Origin of the sequence: Roseibium sp. FZY0029 (assembly GCF_036350355.1) — a bacterium.
In the GTDB taxonomy this organism is placed as follows: domain Bacteria; phylum Pseudomonadota; class Alphaproteobacteria; order Rhizobiales; family Stappiaceae; genus Roseibium.
The window spans coordinates 278,839-295,895 of the sequence record NZ_JAZDVZ010000007.1 but is presented as its reverse complement, the minus strand read 5'-3'; the positions used below and the strand labels follow the sequence as shown (position 1 = coordinate 295,895).

12 protein-coding genes are annotated in these 17,057 nt (G+C 59.0%); 8 read left to right on the top strand and 4 right to left on the bottom strand.

Annotation, left to right across the window (positions count from 1 at the left end):
• Nucleotides 1-27: 27 nt before the first annotated feature.
• The 3 genes from V1T76_RS20940 to V1T76_RS20930 all read left to right on the top strand — a co-directional run bounded on the left by V1T76_RS20940 (nucleotide 28) and on the right by V1T76_RS20930 (nucleotide 4,927).
• Nucleotides 28-1,128: a TRAP transporter substrate-binding protein gene (locus V1T76_RS20940; RefSeq protein ID WP_330562617.1), complete on the top strand. Its 1,101-nt coding sequence runs from the start codon at nucleotides 28-30 to the stop codon at nucleotides 1,126-1,128.
• A gap of 76 nt (nucleotides 1,129-1,204) precedes the next feature.
• Nucleotides 1,205-2,239, top strand: a complete 1,035-nt coding sequence (locus V1T76_RS20935; RefSeq protein ID WP_330562616.1) for a TRAP transporter small permease subunit — start codon at nucleotides 1,205-1,207, stop codon at nucleotides 2,237-2,239.
• A gap of 21 nt (nucleotides 2,240-2,260) precedes the next feature.
• Entirely contained in the window at nucleotides 2,261-4,927 is a 2,667-nt protein-coding gene (locus V1T76_RS20930; RefSeq protein WP_330562615.1) for a TRAP transporter large permease subunit, read from the top strand.
• Between the two features lie 162 nt (nucleotides 4,928-5,089).
• Here the strand turns inward: V1T76_RS20930 and V1T76_RS20925 are convergent, their stop codons facing one another.
• Nucleotides 5,090-5,812: a response regulator transcription factor gene (locus tag V1T76_RS20925; protein ID WP_330562614.1), complete on the bottom strand. Its 723-nt coding sequence runs from the start codon at nucleotides 5,810-5,812 to the stop codon at nucleotides 5,090-5,092.
• Between the two features lie 152 nt (nucleotides 5,813-5,964).
• Nucleotides 5,965-7,935 carry a PAS-domain containing protein gene (locus tag V1T76_RS20920; protein ID WP_330562613.1) on the bottom strand — a complete coding sequence of 657 codons (1,971 nt, stop codon included), beginning with the start codon at nucleotides 7,933-7,935 and terminating at the stop codon, nucleotides 5,965-5,967.
• Between the two features lie 170 nt (nucleotides 7,936-8,105).
• On the opposite strand from V1T76_RS20920, the gene V1T76_RS20915 reads away from it, so the two are divergent.
• The gene (locus V1T76_RS20915) at nucleotides 8,106-10,019 is read left to right on the top strand and encodes a S8 family peptidase (RefSeq protein ID WP_330562612.1); all 1,914 of its coding nucleotides are present in this window, start codon (nucleotides 8,106-8,108) and stop codon (nucleotides 10,017-10,019) included.
• Between the two features lie 34 nt (nucleotides 10,020-10,053).
• Here V1T76_RS20915 and V1T76_RS20910 read toward each other — a convergent pair whose 3' ends face one another.
• Both V1T76_RS20910 and V1T76_RS20905 read right to left on the bottom strand, forming a co-directional pair.
• The gene (locus tag V1T76_RS20910) at nucleotides 10,054-10,332 is read right to left on the bottom strand and encodes a hypothetical protein (protein ID WP_330562611.1); all 279 of its coding nucleotides are present in this window, start codon (nucleotides 10,330-10,332) and stop codon (nucleotides 10,054-10,056) included.
• Between the two features lie 46 nt (nucleotides 10,333-10,378).
• Nucleotides 10,379-10,801 (bottom strand): MucR family transcriptional regulator, encoded by a 423-nt coding sequence (locus V1T76_RS20905; RefSeq protein WP_006932259.1) that lies wholly within the window; start codon nucleotides 10,799-10,801, stop codon nucleotides 10,379-10,381.
• A gap of 728 nt (nucleotides 10,802-11,529) precedes the next feature.
• Here V1T76_RS20905 and V1T76_RS20900 point away from each other — a divergent pair.
• From V1T76_RS20900 to V1T76_RS20885, 4 genes are all read left to right on the top strand, one after another.
• A complete protein-coding gene (locus V1T76_RS20900; RefSeq protein ID WP_330562609.1) occupies nucleotides 11,530-12,660 on the top strand; it encodes a porin in 1,131 nt (376 codons plus the stop codon).
• 234 nt (nucleotides 12,661-12,894) lie between these two features.
• The gene (locus tag V1T76_RS20895; protein ID WP_330562608.1) at nucleotides 12,895-13,923 is read left to right on the top strand and encodes a LacI family DNA-binding transcriptional regulator; all 1,029 of its coding nucleotides are present in this window, start codon (nucleotides 12,895-12,897) and stop codon (nucleotides 13,921-13,923) included.
• Nucleotides 13,924-14,297: 374 nt separating this feature from the next.
• Complete coding sequence (locus V1T76_RS20890; RefSeq protein ID WP_330562607.1) at nucleotides 14,298-16,226, top strand: AMP-binding protein; 1,929 nt, start codon at nucleotides 14,298-14,300, stop codon at nucleotides 16,224-16,226.
• Nucleotides 16,223-17,050, top strand: a complete 828-nt coding sequence (locus V1T76_RS20885; protein ID WP_330562605.1) for an ABC transporter ATP-binding protein — start codon at nucleotides 16,223-16,225, stop codon at nucleotides 17,048-17,050. The genes V1T76_RS20890 and V1T76_RS20885 overlap by 4 nt, the downstream gene beginning before the upstream one ends.
• Nucleotides 17,051-17,057: the final 7 nt, after the last annotated feature.

Below are 17,057 nucleotides of genomic sequence, written 5' to 3'. Positions count from 1 at the left end.
AATCGGGTCCGATTAGGGAGGAAACTAATGGATCGTCGTTCGTTTATCAAAAAGGCTGGTATTGGCGCCGGCGGTGTTGCCGCTGGGTCCCTGCTTGCCGCTCCGGCAATCGCGCAGGGCACCAAGGAAATGGTCATCGTGTCCACCTGGCCGCGCGACTTCCCGGGTCTCGGCATTCCGGCACAGCGCCTGGCAGCCCGTATTGCAGAGCTGACCGCAGGTCGCCTCAATGTTCAGTATTTCGCCGCTGGCGAACGCGTTGGAGCCTTCGACTCCTTCGATGAAGTCGCTTCCGGCAACGCTCAGGCCTACATTGGCGCCGACTACTACTGGAAAGGCAAGCATCCGGGCTGGGCAGCCTTCACTGCCGTGCCGTTCGGCCTGACCCAGGCTGAAATGGACGCCTGGATCAAATACGGCGGCGGCCAGGAACTGTGGGATGAGCTGGCTGGTGAATTCGGCCTGAAGAACTTCGCCATGGGCAACACCGGCGTTCAGATGGGCGGTTGGTTCAACAAGGAAATCGAAACCGCTGACGACCTGAAGGGTCTGAAGATGCGTATTCCGGGTCAGGGCGGCGACGTCATGGCGAAACTCGGCGCGTCTCCGGTGTCCCTGCCGGGCGGCCAGATCTACGAAAACCTTGTTTCCGGCGCGATCGATGCGACTGAGTGGGTTGGTCCGTTCAACGACTACTTCATGAAGTTCTACGAAGCTGCCAAGTACTACTACTATCCGGGTATGCACGAGCCGGGCGCAATGCTTGCTCTGGGCATGAACAAGGCATTCTGGGACGGCCTCGACAAGGTTGATCAGCAGATCATCATTGCAGCGTGTGCGGAAGAAAACTCCAACACGATGGCTGAAACCAACGCCAACAACGGTAAGTACCTGAACCGCCTGATCAATGAGCACGGCGTCGAACTGCGCGAGTTCTCCGACGAGATCTACGACAGCTTCGGTGAAGCCGCTCAGGAAGTTCTGGAAGAAGCGATGGATCATTCCCCGCTGTCCAAGAAGATCTTCGAGAGCGTCATCAACGCGCGTCAGGAAATCGGCAGCTACATGGCAATCGCCGATATCGCCTACAGCAACAAGCGTAACCGTTACCTCGGCATTCCGAAGTAACTGGTAGAGCGATTAAAAGGGGCGGGAGTATTCCCGTCCCTTCTTCATTGACAAAGACAAAAAAGGCACAGCCACGATGACGGCCTTGGACACTGTTCAAGACGGCTCGCCTGTTATGAATTCCGGTGGTCAAGCCTCGCCGGAGAGCGCCCGCTTCTTCCGCCTGTGCGGCTGGGTCGTATTGGCGATCATGACGGCGTATCTGCTCAACAACTACCTGACCTACTGGCGAGACCTTCCAGGTATCGCGCCCATCTTCGGTGGCGCGGCCAACGGCTCCATGCCGATTCTCTGGTCCTGGTTGCAGCTTGCGCTTTATGCGGCGCTGATCCTGCTGGCCTTCGGCTATGTGCGGACGAATGGAAACACGCTGCGTGAAGACAGCGTCCGCATCAGCAACATCAACGCCTATCTGATCAGGGCCTGCTTCTTTGCCGTGCTGATCGTCGGACTGGTCGACAGCGCCATCTCGTTCCTGCGCATCGAGGGGTTTCTGCCCGATGTGGTTGGACAGACGCTCGCAGATGATCTCGGCAGGTCCCAGTTCCGCGGCCCTTATGTGCATATGCCGCTGATCGCACTGTCCTTCGTGATCGCGGCCTTCACGCGCACACTCGGTTTCACCTGGCTCGCGCTGCTGGTGGTCGCCGCCGAGCTGATCATCGTGATCGGCCGCTTCGTGTTCTCCTATGAACAGGCCTTTCTCGCCGATCTTGTCCGGTTCTGGTATGCGGCATTGTTCCTCTTCGCCAGTGCCTACACGCTGCTTGAGGAAGGGCACGTGCGGGTCGACATCCTTTATGCGGGCATGTCGAGCAAGGCCAAGGGCATCGTCAACGCCGTCGGATCGGTCGTGCTCGGCATCAGCCTTTGCACCGTTATCCTGGTCATCGGTATGGGCGGCAAGCAGAACATCATCAACAGCCCGATCCTGACATACGAGACCACGCAGGCCGGTTTCGGTCTTTACGTGAAATATCTCATGGCGGGTTTCCTTGGCGTCTTCGCCGTTTCCATGATGATCCAGTTCGTGGCCTATTTCCTGGACGCGGTTGCCGATATTCGCGGCGAACCGGGCGGCCGGGATCATGACAGCCATACTGTTCAATAGAGCCTGACGAGACCGCTTGATATGGAACTCTTTTTCCTTCTTCTCCTCGTCGTCCTGATGGCGATCGCGCTTGGGTCCGGTTTCCCGGTTGCCTTCGCGCTCCCCGGATCGGCCATCCTGACCATCGGCATCGCTGCCGGCTCGGGGTATCTGTTTGCCGGGGATCCCGGCGCCTATTTCTCTCACGGCGGCCCTAGCCAGTGGCTCAGCGCGGGGGTCACGAACTTCCGAGGGATCTACTGGGAGGCCGAGCGAGATACGCTCATAGCCATTCCGCTGTTCGTGTTCATGGGCATCATGCTGCAGCGGTCGAAAATCGCTGAAGATCTGCTGGTGACCATGGCGCGGCTGTTCGGCCCGGTGCCGGGCGGCCTTGGTATCTCCGTGGTTTTCGTTGGCGCGCTTCTGGCGGCCACCACCGGCATCGTCGGGGCAACCGTCGTTGCCATGGGCCTGATCTCGCTGCCGGCCATGCTGCGCAACAAGTACTCGGTGCCGCTGGCAACGGGCACCATCGCCGCCTCCGGTACGCTGGGTCAGATCATTCCGCCGTCCATCGTGCTGATCATTCTGGCCGACCAGCTTGCCAGCGCGGTCGATCAGGCCGGTTCGCTGCGCCAAACGCTCTACAAGGCGAGCACCGGTGAACTGTCGATGCCGTCGGATTATTCGGTGGTCTCCACCAGTGCCGGCGAAATGTTCCTGGGCGCTTTCCTGCCGGGCCTCGTCCTGGTTGGCCTCTACATGCTGTTCATCCTGGGCTTTGCGCTGATGAACCCGAAGTCGGCGCCGGCCGTCCATGAAGAAGGCACCTTCACCCGTGCGTTCGCGGGCAAGGTGGTGCTGACCCTGGTGCCGCCGCTGGCACTGATCTTCCTGGTGCTTGGCTCGATCATCGCCGGTGTTGCCACCGTGAACCAGGCCGGTGCCATCGGTGCCGTTGGTGCAATGGTCATGGCGGGGTACCGCCTTCGGGATGGCAAGCGAGGGGCCTACAGCCCGGCGATCATCGCCATTGTGGCCTTGCTCGGCCTGGCCGTGGTTGTCAGCTTCTTCGGTTCGGTCAACATCAAACTGATCCAGACCAGCGACGATGTGCTTGCCCTGATCCTGGCGATCATCGCCGTTTCGCTGCTTCTGATCGCGATCCTGTGGTCCGGCTGGCGCACGCTGAAGTTCGAGAACACGCTGCGCGGGGTGATGGTGGAAACCGCCAAGACCACCGCACTGGTGTTCATCATTCTTCTGGGCGCCGCCATGCTGACCTCGGCCTTCCGTGCCTTCGGCGGGGAAGAGCTGGTCAAGAACTTCCTGCAGGGTCTGCCGGGCGGGTTCTGGGCCCAGTTCCTGATCGTGATGCTGGTGATCTTCATCCTCGGCTTCTTCCTCGATTTCATCGAGATTGCCGTGGTTGTGGTGCCGATCGTTGCTCCGATCCTGCTTGCCGATCCTGAAGCCAACGTCACCGCCGTGTGGCTGGGCGTGATGATCGGCCTGAACATCCAGACCTCGTTCCTGACACCACCCTTCGGCTTCGCGCTGTTCTATCTGCGCGGTGTTGCCCCCGCGGTGGTCAAGACGCTGGACATGTACAAGGGTGTGGTTGCGTTCATCTGCCTGCAGTTGCTTGCACTTGGCATCGTCGGGCTGTACCCGCAGCTGGTGAACTACCTGCCGAACCGCTCGTCGCTCCTGTCCGAGACAGCGCCGCCGCCGAAGAACCCGCGTCTGCAGTACTGCATGGAAACGCTCATCTATGAGGACTTCCAGCAGAATGGCGACAAGATCCTGTCTGCGATCCAGTCGATGGAATCCGTTGACATGAGCTATCTGCCGGAAGATCTGCGCGACGATGTCATGGAAGGGCTGGAAAAGGCGAAGGAAGCCTTGCCGCAGATGGAAGCCATCCATTCCGCAGAGGCGGATGTTGCGGCCGCGGCGGGTGCCTATAAGCCGATCCATACCGAGGTTCGCGCCATCGAACGCGATGCCCTCCGACTTGATGAACGTATCGCCGATCTTCAGGTGATCGTTGATCGCTCGGGTGAGACCGGTATCTACACCGCCGCACAGGGCGAACGCGCTCAGGCTCGTATCGAAGAGTTGAAAGCCCGGCACGACGCTCTGATGGCGCAGATCCCGTCCGACTGGAAGGACACCTACGCAACCTTCGCCAAGATCCAGAAGGCAGAGGATATGGCCAGGTTGACCTACCGCCGCACTGTGGACCAGGCCTATGAGCCAATCCTTGAGCTTGAAGCAATCCTCAAGAGTGCTGATCTGGTCGCAAGCTTCAAGCCGGAACTGGAAGCCCTGAAGGCCGAGGTGCCGACGCTTGAGCCGAAGGCTGCCGAAGAGGCGATTTCGGCCATGCGGTCGCGGGTCGGTGAGGCGGAAGGCACGAGTGATATTCGCGATGGCCTGAACGAAGCCCGCAAGATCATGCGCAGCCGTGAGCCGAATGCGGAAGAAGCTGTCGCGGAAATCGACAAGTCGATTGCGGCGCTCGATGCGGATCTTGCCTGGCGCCGGAAAGGGGCCGAGGAGATCCTGCCGAAACTGGATGCCTTCGATGAGGTCGTGGCGTCCAACATCGGAGTGAGAGCGCAAAATCGTCTGCCGACGGACATGGCGCTTGATGTTGCCGGATGTCTGTCCAGCCACCGGGATATCAGCCTGAGCTTCTGATCCTGATGTGCCGGAAATTGGAAAGCGGGAGGAGAAATCCTCCCGCTTTTTGTTTGACTAACGTCAATTGAGATTGCCGATCAGCGGCGATTTCGGTGCGGTTGCCTTTCAGCCGGGCTCAGAGTGGAACGGACCGCGGAGACAGAATGTCCCGGTTTCGTCTCAGCTCCACTTCACATCGCAGGCAAGCATGTAGCCGGAACCATAGATGGTTCGGATGTGGGCCGGCTCGTTCTTGCGGTTGAGCTTCTTGCGGATGCGCGAAATGCGCACGTCGATCGACCGGTCAAGGCTCTCGTCGCGGCCGCCATGCTCCAGCAGATAATCGCGGGAGAGCACACGCTTGGGTGCTCTCAATAGCGCCTCCAGCAAGGTGGCCTCGCCGGTTGACAGGAACGTTTCCTCTCCCTCCGGCGAGGTCAGGCAATGGGAGGCGGGCTGGTAGCTCCATCCCTCGAACCTGGCGCAGTCGACGCTCGCCTTTTTTGAAGGCTGATCGGAAGAGCGGCGCAGGATCGAACGGATGCGGGCGACCACTTCACGCGGATCGAACGGCTTGACTACATAATCATCGGCGCCCAGTTCCAGCCCCATGACACGGTCGGTCGAATGCCCGCGCGCCGACAGAACGATGATCGGCACCGAGGACCGGCGTCTGATCTCGTTGATGAGGGCCATGCCCTCCATATCGGGCAAGCCAAGGTCGACGATACACGCGTCCGGCGTTTCCAGGCTAAGCGCGGTCAGCATCTGCGCGGCCGTTGCAAAGACCTTGCCCTCCATCTCGAACTGGAGAAGGGCATCCAGAAGCAGGTTACCGATCTCCGGTTCGTCATCGACAATGAAAACTGTGCGTTTGGCTGCCTGGAGGGAGCGTGTCTGCAAGGCGCGTTCCTGTGTCCTGGTTCAAAGGGTGCCGGTTGCGATCCATCGGATGGATCGCTTGAGCGCAGAAGCCTGGCAACTGCGCGCGGCAAGCGGGAAAGGATTTCCAGAGCCGGTCGGATGGATCATCAGCAATATTCCTTGCAGTACCATCAGGCTGAATCTGGTGCGGTTGAGAGAATCTTCTGCAGCGTGTCTGCAAGTTGAGCATCTGCGAAAGGTTTCGCCAAGACCGGAAATTCACAGGCGCTTTCCTGTCCTGCAAGGTCCGACCAGTCGGCGTAGCCGGACATCAGCGCGATGCCGAGGTCTTGCCGCTTCTGCTGGATTTCCCGTGCCAGGGCCAGACCATTGATCTGTCCCGGCATGATGATGTCGCTGAGAACGGCGCGCAGTTCCGGAAGGTCCAGGGCCAGGCTGCGGGCATCCTCCGCATTTTCGGCCCGTAAAACCGCATAGCCGAGATTCTGCAGCTGGTCGGTCACCGTGTTGGCGACATCCGGATCGTCCTCCACGAGGAGCAGAAGTTCGCCCTGGCCGGGCTTCAAGGGTGCTGCTTCGCCCGTCTCCGCGTCCGCCCCGTTGGAGGCGGCAATGCGCTGGTAGGGCAGATAAAGGGTCAGATAGGTGCCGACGCCGAGGGCGCTGGAAATGTGGATCGCGCCGCCGGACTGGCGAATGAACCCATAGACCATGGACAGTCCAAGACCGCTGCCGGTGCCAAAGTTCTTGGTGGTGAAAAAGGGTTCGAAGACCCTTAGCTGCGTTTCCGCATCCATGCCGCCGCCGGTGTCGCCTACGGTGATGCGCGCAAATTTGCCGGGTGGGATGCCCAGATCGTCCGCCTCGCGTGCATCCAGTTCGCAGGTGTCCAGCGCGATAGTCAGCGCTCCGCCTTCCGGCATTGCGTCGCGTGCGTTGAAGGCCAGGTTGATCAGCGCGGTTTCCATCTGTGTCGGATCGATGCAAGCGCCGATTTCGGAGTTCTCAGCGGTGATCGTGACCTCCACCGCAGGCGGCAAGGACCCTTCAAGCAGGCGACCAGCGCTGGCGATCACCTTGGCCAGAGACACGTTCTGCGGATCGATGGCCTTGCCGCGGCTGAAGGCGAGGAGGCGCTGGATCAGGTCCGATCCGCGCTTGGTCGCCTCAAGCATCGGCGAGAGCTTGCTGTCGAGCGTTTCACGGTCGAGCGGTGTATCCATACGTCCGAGGGACAGAAGATTGCCCATCAGGATGGCGAGAAGATTGTTGAAGTCGTGCGCAAGACCACCGGTCAGCTTGCCGACGGCATCCATGCGCTGGGATTGCACGAGCGCCGCTTCTGCCTGCTTCTGGTCGGTGGCATCCAGGGACAGCACGAAGATCCCGAGGGTTCGGCCGTCCTTGGTCATGTCGGGAATGAGTGTCGAGCGCATATAGGCTGTGCTGCCGTCCGACCGGTTACGCTGATATTCGTAACTGACAGCATTGCCTTCGAAGGAGCGGTTGATGTGCGGCTCCAGCTCCTTGAAAAGCTCCTCGCCAACCACTTCTGGAGCCGGGCGGCCGGCGATGGAGGCGACCGAGTGGCCAAACCAGTCGGCATAGCGGCGGTTGGCGAAGCGGAAGACCGGTCCGGGCGACAGATAGGCGATCAGGGCCGGAATGTTGTCCGTGACCAGACGGAGCCAGTCCTCCGACTGCTGCAGCGCGCGGGTGCGCTCTTCCACCGTACGTTCCAGCTTTTCCTGCCGGCGTCGATCTTCGGTGACGTCGGAATAGGTGGTGACGAATCCCCCCTTTGGCAGGGGCGTGCCCGAAACGGCGATCACCTGGCCGTTTGGGCGGATGCGTTCGAAATAATGTGGCTCGAACAGCTTGGCCCGTTCCAGCCGGCGCTGGATCTTGCCTTCGATATCGCCGGGGCCATATTCGCCGCGTTCAGCATTGACGCGCAGGAAAGCCTCCAGATGCGTGCCGCGCCGTGCCAGTTCCTGCGGGAAATCAAGCATTTCCCACAAACCACGATTCCACGCGACAAGTCTGAGGTCGGCGTCGAACGCCGAAAAGCCCTGATTGATGTGGTCAAGCGCCGCCTGCATCAGATCAAGCTGCGTCTTGAGCTGCTGTGTCTCCTCCATGGTGTGAGAGTAAGCCCGAAAAACTGGTTTGACCATTCATCCGAGAAGAGAATGGCGATCCCGGTTTAGAAGACGTGACCCAACGTGACGTGCGGGCCGAAAAAACTTCGCCTTTCGTGATATGCTGTCCAAGTTTTTCTGACTTTGTTTTTCCTGCGATGGAGGCATCCATGCAATTAAAGAAACTTGATCCGAGGCTGCGCCGATATGCAGCCGAGGCGGAAATGAAATCATTTGAAGACGAAACCAATCTTGACGCCTTTCCGTCTGCTCCCGAGTCCCTGGAGAGCGCTTCAACTGGTTCGGCCCCGCTCGGGGAAGTCAGGCGCGTTCTTGTCGAACTACAGACAAAGCATCCCCCCGCGGCATTTGCCGATTTCAACTGGGTGCATGTTGCCGGGAAGATCTATTCCGTGTCCCTTCCCATGAACCGACTGGTGGAGCTGAATGGGCATCCGCTGGTGGAGACGGTTGAGGCCGGGCGGCGCTGGTTTCCGATGCTGGAGAGTTCTCTTGCCGAGACGAAGGCCAATACGGTTCATCACGGCAGTTCGGGGGTTCCGGGCCGCACGGGTGCTGGCGTTCTGGTCGCTATCATCGACTACGGTATGGATTTCACGCTTGACGACTTCCGCAACCCGGATGGCACCACCCGGCTGGCCTTTCTCTGGGACCAGCGACTGGACGCCCGCCAGGGCGAGAGCGCACCGGACGATTTCGCCTATGGGGTGGAATATGGGGCCGACCAGATCAACCAGGCGCTGAATGCGCCCAATCCCTTCAGCGTTGTCCGCCACCAGGCGGAGGCCGGTTCGCACGGCACGCATGTTGCCGGCATCGCGGCAGGCAATGGCCGGTCGCACGATGATGAATTTGCGGAAGGCACGCATCTTGGTGCTGCCCCCGAAGCCACTTTGATTTTCGTTCAGCCGGACACGCGTGACGGGTCGGGAACCTTCACCGATTCGAGCCATGTGGTCGATGCGGTCGCCTACATCATGGGCAAGGCGGATGCACTCGACATGCCTTGCGTCATCAATATGAGCCTCGGGCAGAACGGTGGCAGCCATGACGGGGAAAGCCTTGTCGAACGCGCCATCGATCGACTGCTGGAGCCGTTGGGCCGGGCGTTCGTGAGCGCGGCGGGCAACGAACACATCTGGCACGGGCATGCGGCTGGCAAAATCAAAACGGGTGAAAGCCGGGAACTGCGCTGGAAAACGGGTGGTGGCATGCCTCTGCCCGATGGCTCCGTCACACAGACGGGAACGGACAGGACGTCAAGCGAATTGGAGATCTGGTATTCCAGTGTCGACAGGTTCGCCGTGACCTTGACCGCACCGGACGGGACAAAATACGGGCCGGTAACCCCCGGAAAATCCCTGCTTCAGGATGAGGTCTTCATCGATTCGGAGCGGTTCTCGAGTTTGAACGGGCAGGCGCGGATCTACATGCAACTGGAGGCGCCTTTCGGGCTCGGAATGCTCAGGTCCGGTGTCTGGACCGTAAAACTGGACGCGCTGGAAGGGGAGAACGGCCAGTTCGATGCCTGGATCGAACGTGACCTGCGGGACAAGAAAAATAATTATGCCGACCAATCCTTTTTCCAGGGAGGCGACTTTGATCCTGTCCGGACGCTCGGCACGCCGGCGACAACACGTCGGGCGATTGCGGTCGCCAATTACAGCCATTATTCGCTGGCACCGGCCGCTTCATCGAGCCGAGGGCCGACACGCGACAATCGGAACAAGCCCGAGGTTGCCGCCCCTGGAACGAACATCGTTGCTTCCTGCGCGCAAGGCGGACGGAGCAACGGCAATGGCGGGGTTCATCCGATGCGGGTGCTCAAATCCGGCACAAGCATGGCTGCGCCGCATGTTGCCGGGATCGTCGCCTTGCTGTTTCAGGAAGCCCGGTCCCTGTCTGCGCTTCAGGTTGCAAACATCCTCATGGCCACGTCTGACAATCCTGACGGCACGCCGGGATTCGACATTTCATGGGGGTTCGGCCGGGTAAATGCGGCGCGCGCTCTGCGTCTTCTGCGCGATCCGGATCAGCCCGGACGCACGGATGCCGTGGTCTGATTTCGGGGTCTATCAATTGCTGGATGCGGCGCTTTCAGCGTCGCATCGCTCCGCCGACCTGGATATAGGTAACGGCGGTATCCTTGGCGAGTGCATCGAGGGTTTCTGCGGTAGCCAGAAGCGTCATCATGTGGCTTTTCGGGCTCCAGGACAAAAGCTCGGGACCGCCCGTTCCGCTGTCGCTCATGGCCAGGTCATCGGGGGTCTTTCCCGGTGCGAGTTCCACGATGGCCTTCATTTGCACCAAGGGATCGTTTTTCATGATCGCCTTGCGTGCCTGCGGGCTGAGTTTCATCTGACTGAAGTCCATCATCGGAATATAGCACTCCGTAGCCGGTCCTCAAAACCTTGTCGACGCGTCAGCGTTTCCGGTGACCCAGCTTTGCCGCCTTGGCCATTTCAGCACGTTTTTGCGCATAGTTTGGCGCAACCATCGGGTAGTCTGCGCTCAGACCCCATTTGCGGCGGTATTCGGCCGGCGTCAGATTGAACTTCGTCTTCAGGTGACGCGTCAGAAACTTGAATTTCTTGCCGTCCTCAAGACAGACGATGAATTCCGGTGTGACAGACTGCTTTATCGGCACTGCCGGAACCAGCGGTGCGCGAAACACTGTCGGTGTGTTGTTGGTTGCAGTTTCCAGGGCGACGTGGACATCGAGAATGAGTTCGATCAGGTCCTGTTGCGGTACCGGATTGTTCGTCACGTAGTTGGAAACGATTCCCGCGGTGAGTGCCATCAGGTTCGGCGAATCGTATGTCGCGCCTTCTTCTGATTCAGCCATGGGACTTCCTTTTCCGAAATTGGGGGCTGGAGAGGGGCGTGGGCAGGGCGGTGCCGCGCGCGCAGGCAATCCGTGCCAAATATATTTCCCCAATGACTTCCGTTTTCAAGTAGCTATCACAATTTTATCAAATAAAAATTCCAACGAACGATTTTGATCGATTTAGGAAACCCGCGAGTTTTCGCTTTGCATAATCTCGACTGTAGTTTTCAAGAAATACTGGTCACTAATTTTGATATGTTCAGAAAAGCACGGAAAACCGCAGGAATATCGGACAAAATCAATTCGATGATTTCTTCTTTCTTGATCGCATTCACTCCGAAGTCTGTAAACTGAACAGTGTAGTCACGATTTTCTTCATTTTCGAAAAAGCAACTGGAAGAAAAACGTCACAAATATTCGTAAAGTATTTAAAGTAGTGCGAGGGCGGACCATATGGGGACGAGGTTGCGGGAGTTCAAGGGGAAAAATGAAAAAGTGAAAATTTGTAAAAATAGCCTGAATTTCAATGTGTTGCAAAAATATGACTCCAAATTCCAATGTTCTCAGAACGGAAATTCGCACTTGAATTCGAGCGATGGAACTGGCTTTTTGATGCGGAGACGGCCAACGGGGTGCAAGTAAATGCTTGTTGTTGGTAGTCTAAGGGTTAGTTTGAAGGGGTCGCGTCAAAGTATTCGAATCCGTTCCTTCAGCCTTCCGACTGAATTTGAAACTGGAGTAATGTAATGAAACTCAAGAGTCTGATGCTCGGCGCGGCCGCGGCTGCTGCTGCTACTACCGCCCAGGCGGCTGACCTTCCGGTAGCTCCGGAGCCGGTCGACTACGTTCGTGTTTGTGACGCATACGGCGCACGCTTCTACTACATCCCAGGCACCGAAACCTGCCTGCGCGTTGGTGGCCGTGTTCGTACCCAGGTCGTCGTCAACAACGTTCTGGAAGACGGCGCATTCAGCGACCGTGATTCTGACGGTTATTCCTGGCTGTCTCGTGGTTACCTGTACCTGGATGCTCGCACGGCTACCGAATTCGGCACGCTGCGCACCTACGTGTCTATCTACTCCACCGTCACCAACGGCGAAAACAGCACCACGCTGGACAACGCCTACATCCAGTGGGGCGGTCTGACCGCTGGTCGTCTGACCTCGAACTTCGACATCTTCACCGGCCAGGCCTTTATTGGTGTTGTGGATCGTGACTGGTCCGACGTGACCACCAACCAGATTGCTTACACCGCAGCTTTCGGCAACGGCTTCTCCGCGACCATCGCTCTGGAAGACCGTTCCGATCGTGAATACGGCAACTACGGCGGCACCCGTGCACCGGACTTCGTTGCAGCTCTCGGCGTTTCCCAGGGTTGGGGTTCCGCACAGTTGTCCGGTGCTCTGCACCAGGTTTACCCGGATGCGGCGACCAACAGGACCAATCGTGGTGGCGAAGATGAACTCGGCTTTGCAGTCGGCGGTGGTGCAGTCATCAATCTGCCGATGCTCAACTCCGGTTCGAACGTCTTCTTCCAGGGCTTCTACGCTGATGGCGCACTGTCCTACATCACCACGTATGATGGCGTAGCCGACTTCAACAACGGCGACACCTCCACCGGTTACTCGCTGTCCGCTGGTGCCTACATCCAGGCAACCTCCACGATCGGCCTCGCACTTGACGGTTCCTACGCCGACATCGACGCCGCAGCTGGCCTGAACGACGTGACCCGTTACGCAATCGACGGTTCCGTTCAGTGGGAGCCGGTCTCCGGCTTCGTCATGGGTGCTGACGTTGGTTACGCAAACGTCGACACGGACACTCAGGGCGACCAGGACGAACTCCTCTTCGGTGTTCGTATGCAGCGCACGTTCTAATCTTACGGTTAGACTCTGACTGACTAAAAATGACCTCCAGTCAGTCAATCGGCCCGGCAGACTCCAAACTGCCGGGCCTCCCCCTTTTCAAGGGCGGGGCACTATGGTCTAGCGGAAAAGACCTGACTGGCAGATGTGAATCCGGACCGCAAAACATCAGGCCGTAAAAATTCTTTTCCTCCGCGTTTGAAAAAACGTGCGGCGCCAGAATGTTCTCGGCTAACATTCGCGCAAATGCCAAAGTCCGAATTCAAAAAGAAAAATCCCACAGTTCAGGATGTCGCTCGCGCAGCCAATGTGTCGACGGCCACGGTCAGCCGTGCGCTGACAACGCCGGACAGGGTGACCGTCGAAACACGGCGCCGGGTATCCGAGGCGGTCGAGAAGACCGGCTACGTCCTCAATCATGCAGCGCGCAATCTACGCCGCAGGGACACTGGAACAATCGTTGCCCTCGTTCCCGATATCGGTAACTCCCACTTTTCAAATATTCTGCAAGGCATCGAGACCGTGTGTGCGGAACGGCAGTTGAAGGTGCTGATCGCCGACACCCGCAAACCCTCCATGTCGCATTCGCGTCTGAGCGATTATTTCAGCAAGAACAATTGCGACGGGATCGTGATTCTGGACGGGCATTTCTCGATTTCCCGGATCAGGGCGTCTAACCCGAAAGCGCCGCCCATCGTACTTGCCGGCGAATGGAGCGACGATCCAGCCGTTCCGATCTCCGTTGTCGACAATCTGCTGGGTGCGAATCTGGCCGTGTCTCATCTGCTTGAGCTGAAACATTCCAACATCGGCCACGTCACGGGGCTGCTGTCGCACAAGCCGGGCAGGGACCGGCTCGACGGGTTCAGGGCAACGTTGGGAGGCGCGGGGCTCGATCCGGAAAAAGCCTGGATCTTTGAAGGGGATTACACCCTGGACGCCGGTGTCAGGGCCGCGAAGGCCTGGATGGAGCAGCCAGACCGGCCGACCGCGGTTTTCTGTGGCAGCGACCGGACCGCCTTCGGATTTATTTCCGCGTTGAACGAAGCCGGTGTCCGAGTTCCGGAAGACGTTTCGGTGGTCGGTTTCGACGATATCGACATCGCGGCGCATTACCTGCCGCCGCTGACGACGATCCACCAGCCACGTCGTGCGGTGGGTGAACAGGCCGCAAAGCTGCTGCTCAACCTTCTCGGTGGAGCAAAGCACGACAATGGCAGCGTACAGCTCGAGCCATGGCTGGTTGTGCGCAAGAGCGCGGTGCCGCCTGCCTAGGCTGCATTTCGCACCTGCAGCGCAATTGCAACAATTCGACATGATTGAAACATATTGCTGAAAATCCGGCCTCCTAGCCTGCATCTATCGGGTTTGGAGCTCCTGGCCTGTTCACCTTTAACAATTTACCGGTTGAAGGTTGGCGCGCCAGATTGTTTCATACCCGTCAGGTAACGACCCCGAACAATTGGGGCGCCTTCCAGATCAAGCCGCAAACGGTCAAATGCGCCGGATGCGGACTGTCGATCGACAAAAATGACGTGGCATCTCATCTGTGTTCATCCGAATGCAGGGTGCTTCAGGGGAAGAAACAGTTCATGGTAGGGTCGGCCAGCGCTTCATCGCGCGGGGAGGACACCTTTCCGAAGATTCTCATGCGCAATGCGCAAGTCTTCGGTGTCCGGACGGCGTTCCGGGAAAAGGATTTCGGGATCTGGCAAAGCTGGACCTGGTCCGAGGTGTGTGAAGAAATCCGCGCATTCTCCATCGGTTTGCAATCTCTGGGTCTGAAGACCGGAGACAAGATCGCCATCGTTGGCGCCAACCGCCCAAGGCTTTATTGGGCAATGGTGGCCGCACAGGCACTCGGCGCCGTTCCGGTGCCTGTCTATTCGGACAGCGTTGCCGAGGAAATGGCCTTCGTGCTCGGGCATGCCGAAGTCACCTTCGCGGTGGTCGAGGATCAGGAGCAGGTCGACAAGCTGCTGTCGATGGCAGACGAAGTTAAGTCGCTCAGCCAGATCATCTATGACGAGGTGCGCGGCCTGCGGGACTACGATCACACCCACCTGCACAGTTATGCTTCGGTTCAGGACAAGGGCCGCGAACTGCTCTCGGCCAAACCGTCGCTGGCGGCCGACTGGGAGGCCGGGTTCAGCGAGGCCAAGGGGTCCGACATTGCGGTGATGCTCTACACCTCCGGTACCACCGGCCGGCCGAAGGGCGTGATGCTGTCCTTCGACAATCTCATTATTTCAGCGCGCAACGGCAACAAGTTCGACCATCTGGACGAGACCGAGGAAGTGCTCGCCTATCTGCCGATGGCCTGGATCGGCGACCATGTGTTCTCTCTGGCGCAGGCCTTCACGGCGGCCTATTGCGTCAACTGCCCGGAAAGCATGGACACGATCGACGTGGACCGGCTTGAAATCGCGCCGACCTACTTCTTCGCGCCGCCGCGCGTATTCGAGAACATGCTGACCCGGATCATGGTGCGCATGGAAGATGCCGGCAAAACCAAGCGCGCAATGTTCGACTATTTCATGGATGTCGCCCGGAAGGTGGGTGAGAAGATCCTGAACGGTGAGAAGGTCGGCCTGAAGGACCGGGCGCTCTACGCCCTCGGCGAGTTCTGCGTGTATGGACCGCTCAAGAACCGTATGGGCCTCACCCGCATGAAGGTCGGGTACACGGCCGGGGAAGCCATCGGGCCGGAGATCTTCCAGTTCTTCCGCTCGCTCGGGCTTAACCTCAAGCAGCTCTACGGCCAGACCGAGGCCAGCGTTTACATCACGCTGCAGCCGGATGGCGAGATCTTTGGCGATACGGTTGGCAAACCTGCCCCCGATGTGGAGCTGAAGATCGCCGAAAGCGGCGAGGTGATGTACCGCTCGCCGGGTGTTTTCGTCGGTTATTTCAAGAATGACGAAGCCACCGCCAGCACGAAGACGCCGGACGGCTGGGTGCACACGGGCGATGCGGGCATTATCGCCGATAACGGCCACCTGAAGATCATCGACCGCGCCAAGGATGTCGGCAAACTCAACGACGGCGCGCTGTTCGCACCGAAATACATCGAGAACAAGCTGAAGTTCTTCCCGAACATCAAGGAAGCGGTGGCTTTCGGTCACGAGAAGGACATGGTGGCGGTCTTCATCAACATCGATCTGACGGCAGTCGGCTCCTGGGCGGAACGCAACAACGTCAATTATGCGTCCTATCAGGAACTTGCCGCGCACCCAGATGTCTACGGCATGATCGAAAGCCATGTCGATCAGGTGAACCGGGATCTCGCCCGCGAGCCGATGATGGCAGGTGCTCAGATCAAACGGTTCCTGATCCTGCACAAGGAGCTGGATGCGGATGATGGCGAACTGACCCGGACGCAGAAGGTTCGCCGCAGTTTCATCGCAGAACGCTACGGCCCGCTGATCGACGCGCTTTACGATGGATCCACCTCCAAGCATGTGCGCACGGAAGTGACCTACGAAGATGGCCGCAAGGGAACCATCGAAGCCACTGTCGAAATCCGCGACATGACCACCCATGACGCCGGAGCCGGCGTACAGGAGGCCGCCGAATGAACGCCTTTGTTACCGAAAAGACGCTGCCGCCGGCAGACGCAAAGGAGGCGGCGGAGCGCGAGGTGCTTTTGCGGGTCGATAACGTCTCGCTGTCCTTCGGCGGGGTGAAGGCGATCACCGACATTTCGTTCGACATCCAGAAGGGTGAAATCCGCGCGATCATCGGTCCCAACGGAGCCGGCAAGACGTCGATGCTGAACGTCATCAACGGATTCTATCACCCGCAGGAAGGCACGATCACCTGGCAGGGGCAGGTTCGCCGCAAGATGAAGCCTTACGAGGCCGCCAGCCAGGGTATCGCCCGGACCTTCCAGAACGTGGCGCTGTTCAAGGGCATGACCACGCTGGACAACATCATGTCCGGTAGATCCCTGAGGATGCACAGGAACTTCTTCTGGCAGCTTCTGTGGCGCGGGCCAGCGGAGCGCGAGGAAATCGAACATCGGCGCAAGGTCGAGGACATCATCGACTTTCTGGAAATTCAGGCGATCCGCAAGACGCCGGTCGGGCGGCTGCCCTACGGCCTGCAGAAGCGGGTCGAACTCGGTCGCGCGCTGGCGATGGAACCGGACCTGTTGCTGCTCGACGAACCGATGGCCGGCATGAACCTGGAAGAAAAAGAAGACATGAGCCGGTTCATCATCGACGTGAACCAGGAATTCGGCACGACAATCGCCCTCATCGAACACGACATGGGTGTTGTCATGGATCTCTCCGACCGGGTGGTCGTGCTCGACTACGGCAAGAAGATCGCCGACGGGCCACCGGAAGAAGTGCAGGCCAGTCAGGCCGTTATCGACGCTTATCTCGGTGTGAGCCACTAGGAGGGAC

Bases quoted from the DNA above. Each gene is read 5' to 3' on its own strand.
- V1T76_RS20940 (WP_330562617.1), top strand. From the start codon at position 28: ATGGATCGTCGTTCGTTTATCAAAAAGGCTGGTATTGGCGCCGGCGGT.
- V1T76_RS20935 (WP_330562616.1), top strand. From the start codon at position 1,205: ATGACGGCCTTGGACACTGTTCAAGACGGCTCGCCTGTTATGAATTCC.
- V1T76_RS20930 (WP_330562615.1), top strand. From the start codon at position 2,261: ATGGAACTCTTTTTCCTTCTTCTCCTCGTCGTCCTGATGGCGATCGCG.
- V1T76_RS20920 (WP_330562613.1), bottom strand. From the start codon at position 7,935: ATGGAGGAGACACAGCAGCTCAAGACGCAGCTTGATCTGATGCAGGCG.
- V1T76_RS20915 (WP_330562612.1), top strand. From the start codon at position 8,106: ATGCAATTAAAGAAACTTGATCCGAGGCTGCGCCGATATGCAGCCGAG.
- V1T76_RS20910 (WP_330562611.1), bottom strand. From the start codon at position 10,332: ATGATGGACTTCAGTCAGATGAAACTCAGCCCGCAGGCACGCAAGGCG.
- V1T76_RS20905 (WP_006932259.1), bottom strand. From the start codon at position 10,801: ATGGCTGAATCAGAAGAAGGCGCGACATACGATTCGCCGAACCTGATG.
- V1T76_RS20900 (WP_330562609.1), top strand. From the start codon at position 11,530: ATGAAACTCAAGAGTCTGATGCTCGGCGCGGCCGCGGCTGCTGCTGCT.
- V1T76_RS20895 (WP_330562608.1), top strand. From the start codon at position 12,895: ATGCCAAAGTCCGAATTCAAAAAGAAAAATCCCACAGTTCAGGATGTC.
- V1T76_RS20890 (WP_330562607.1), top strand. From the start codon at position 14,298: ATGCGCAATGCGCAAGTCTTCGGTGTCCGGACGGCGTTCCGGGAAAAG.
- V1T76_RS20885 (WP_330562605.1), top strand. From the start codon at position 16,223: ATGAACGCCTTTGTTACCGAAAAGACGCTGCCGCCGGCAGACGCAAAG.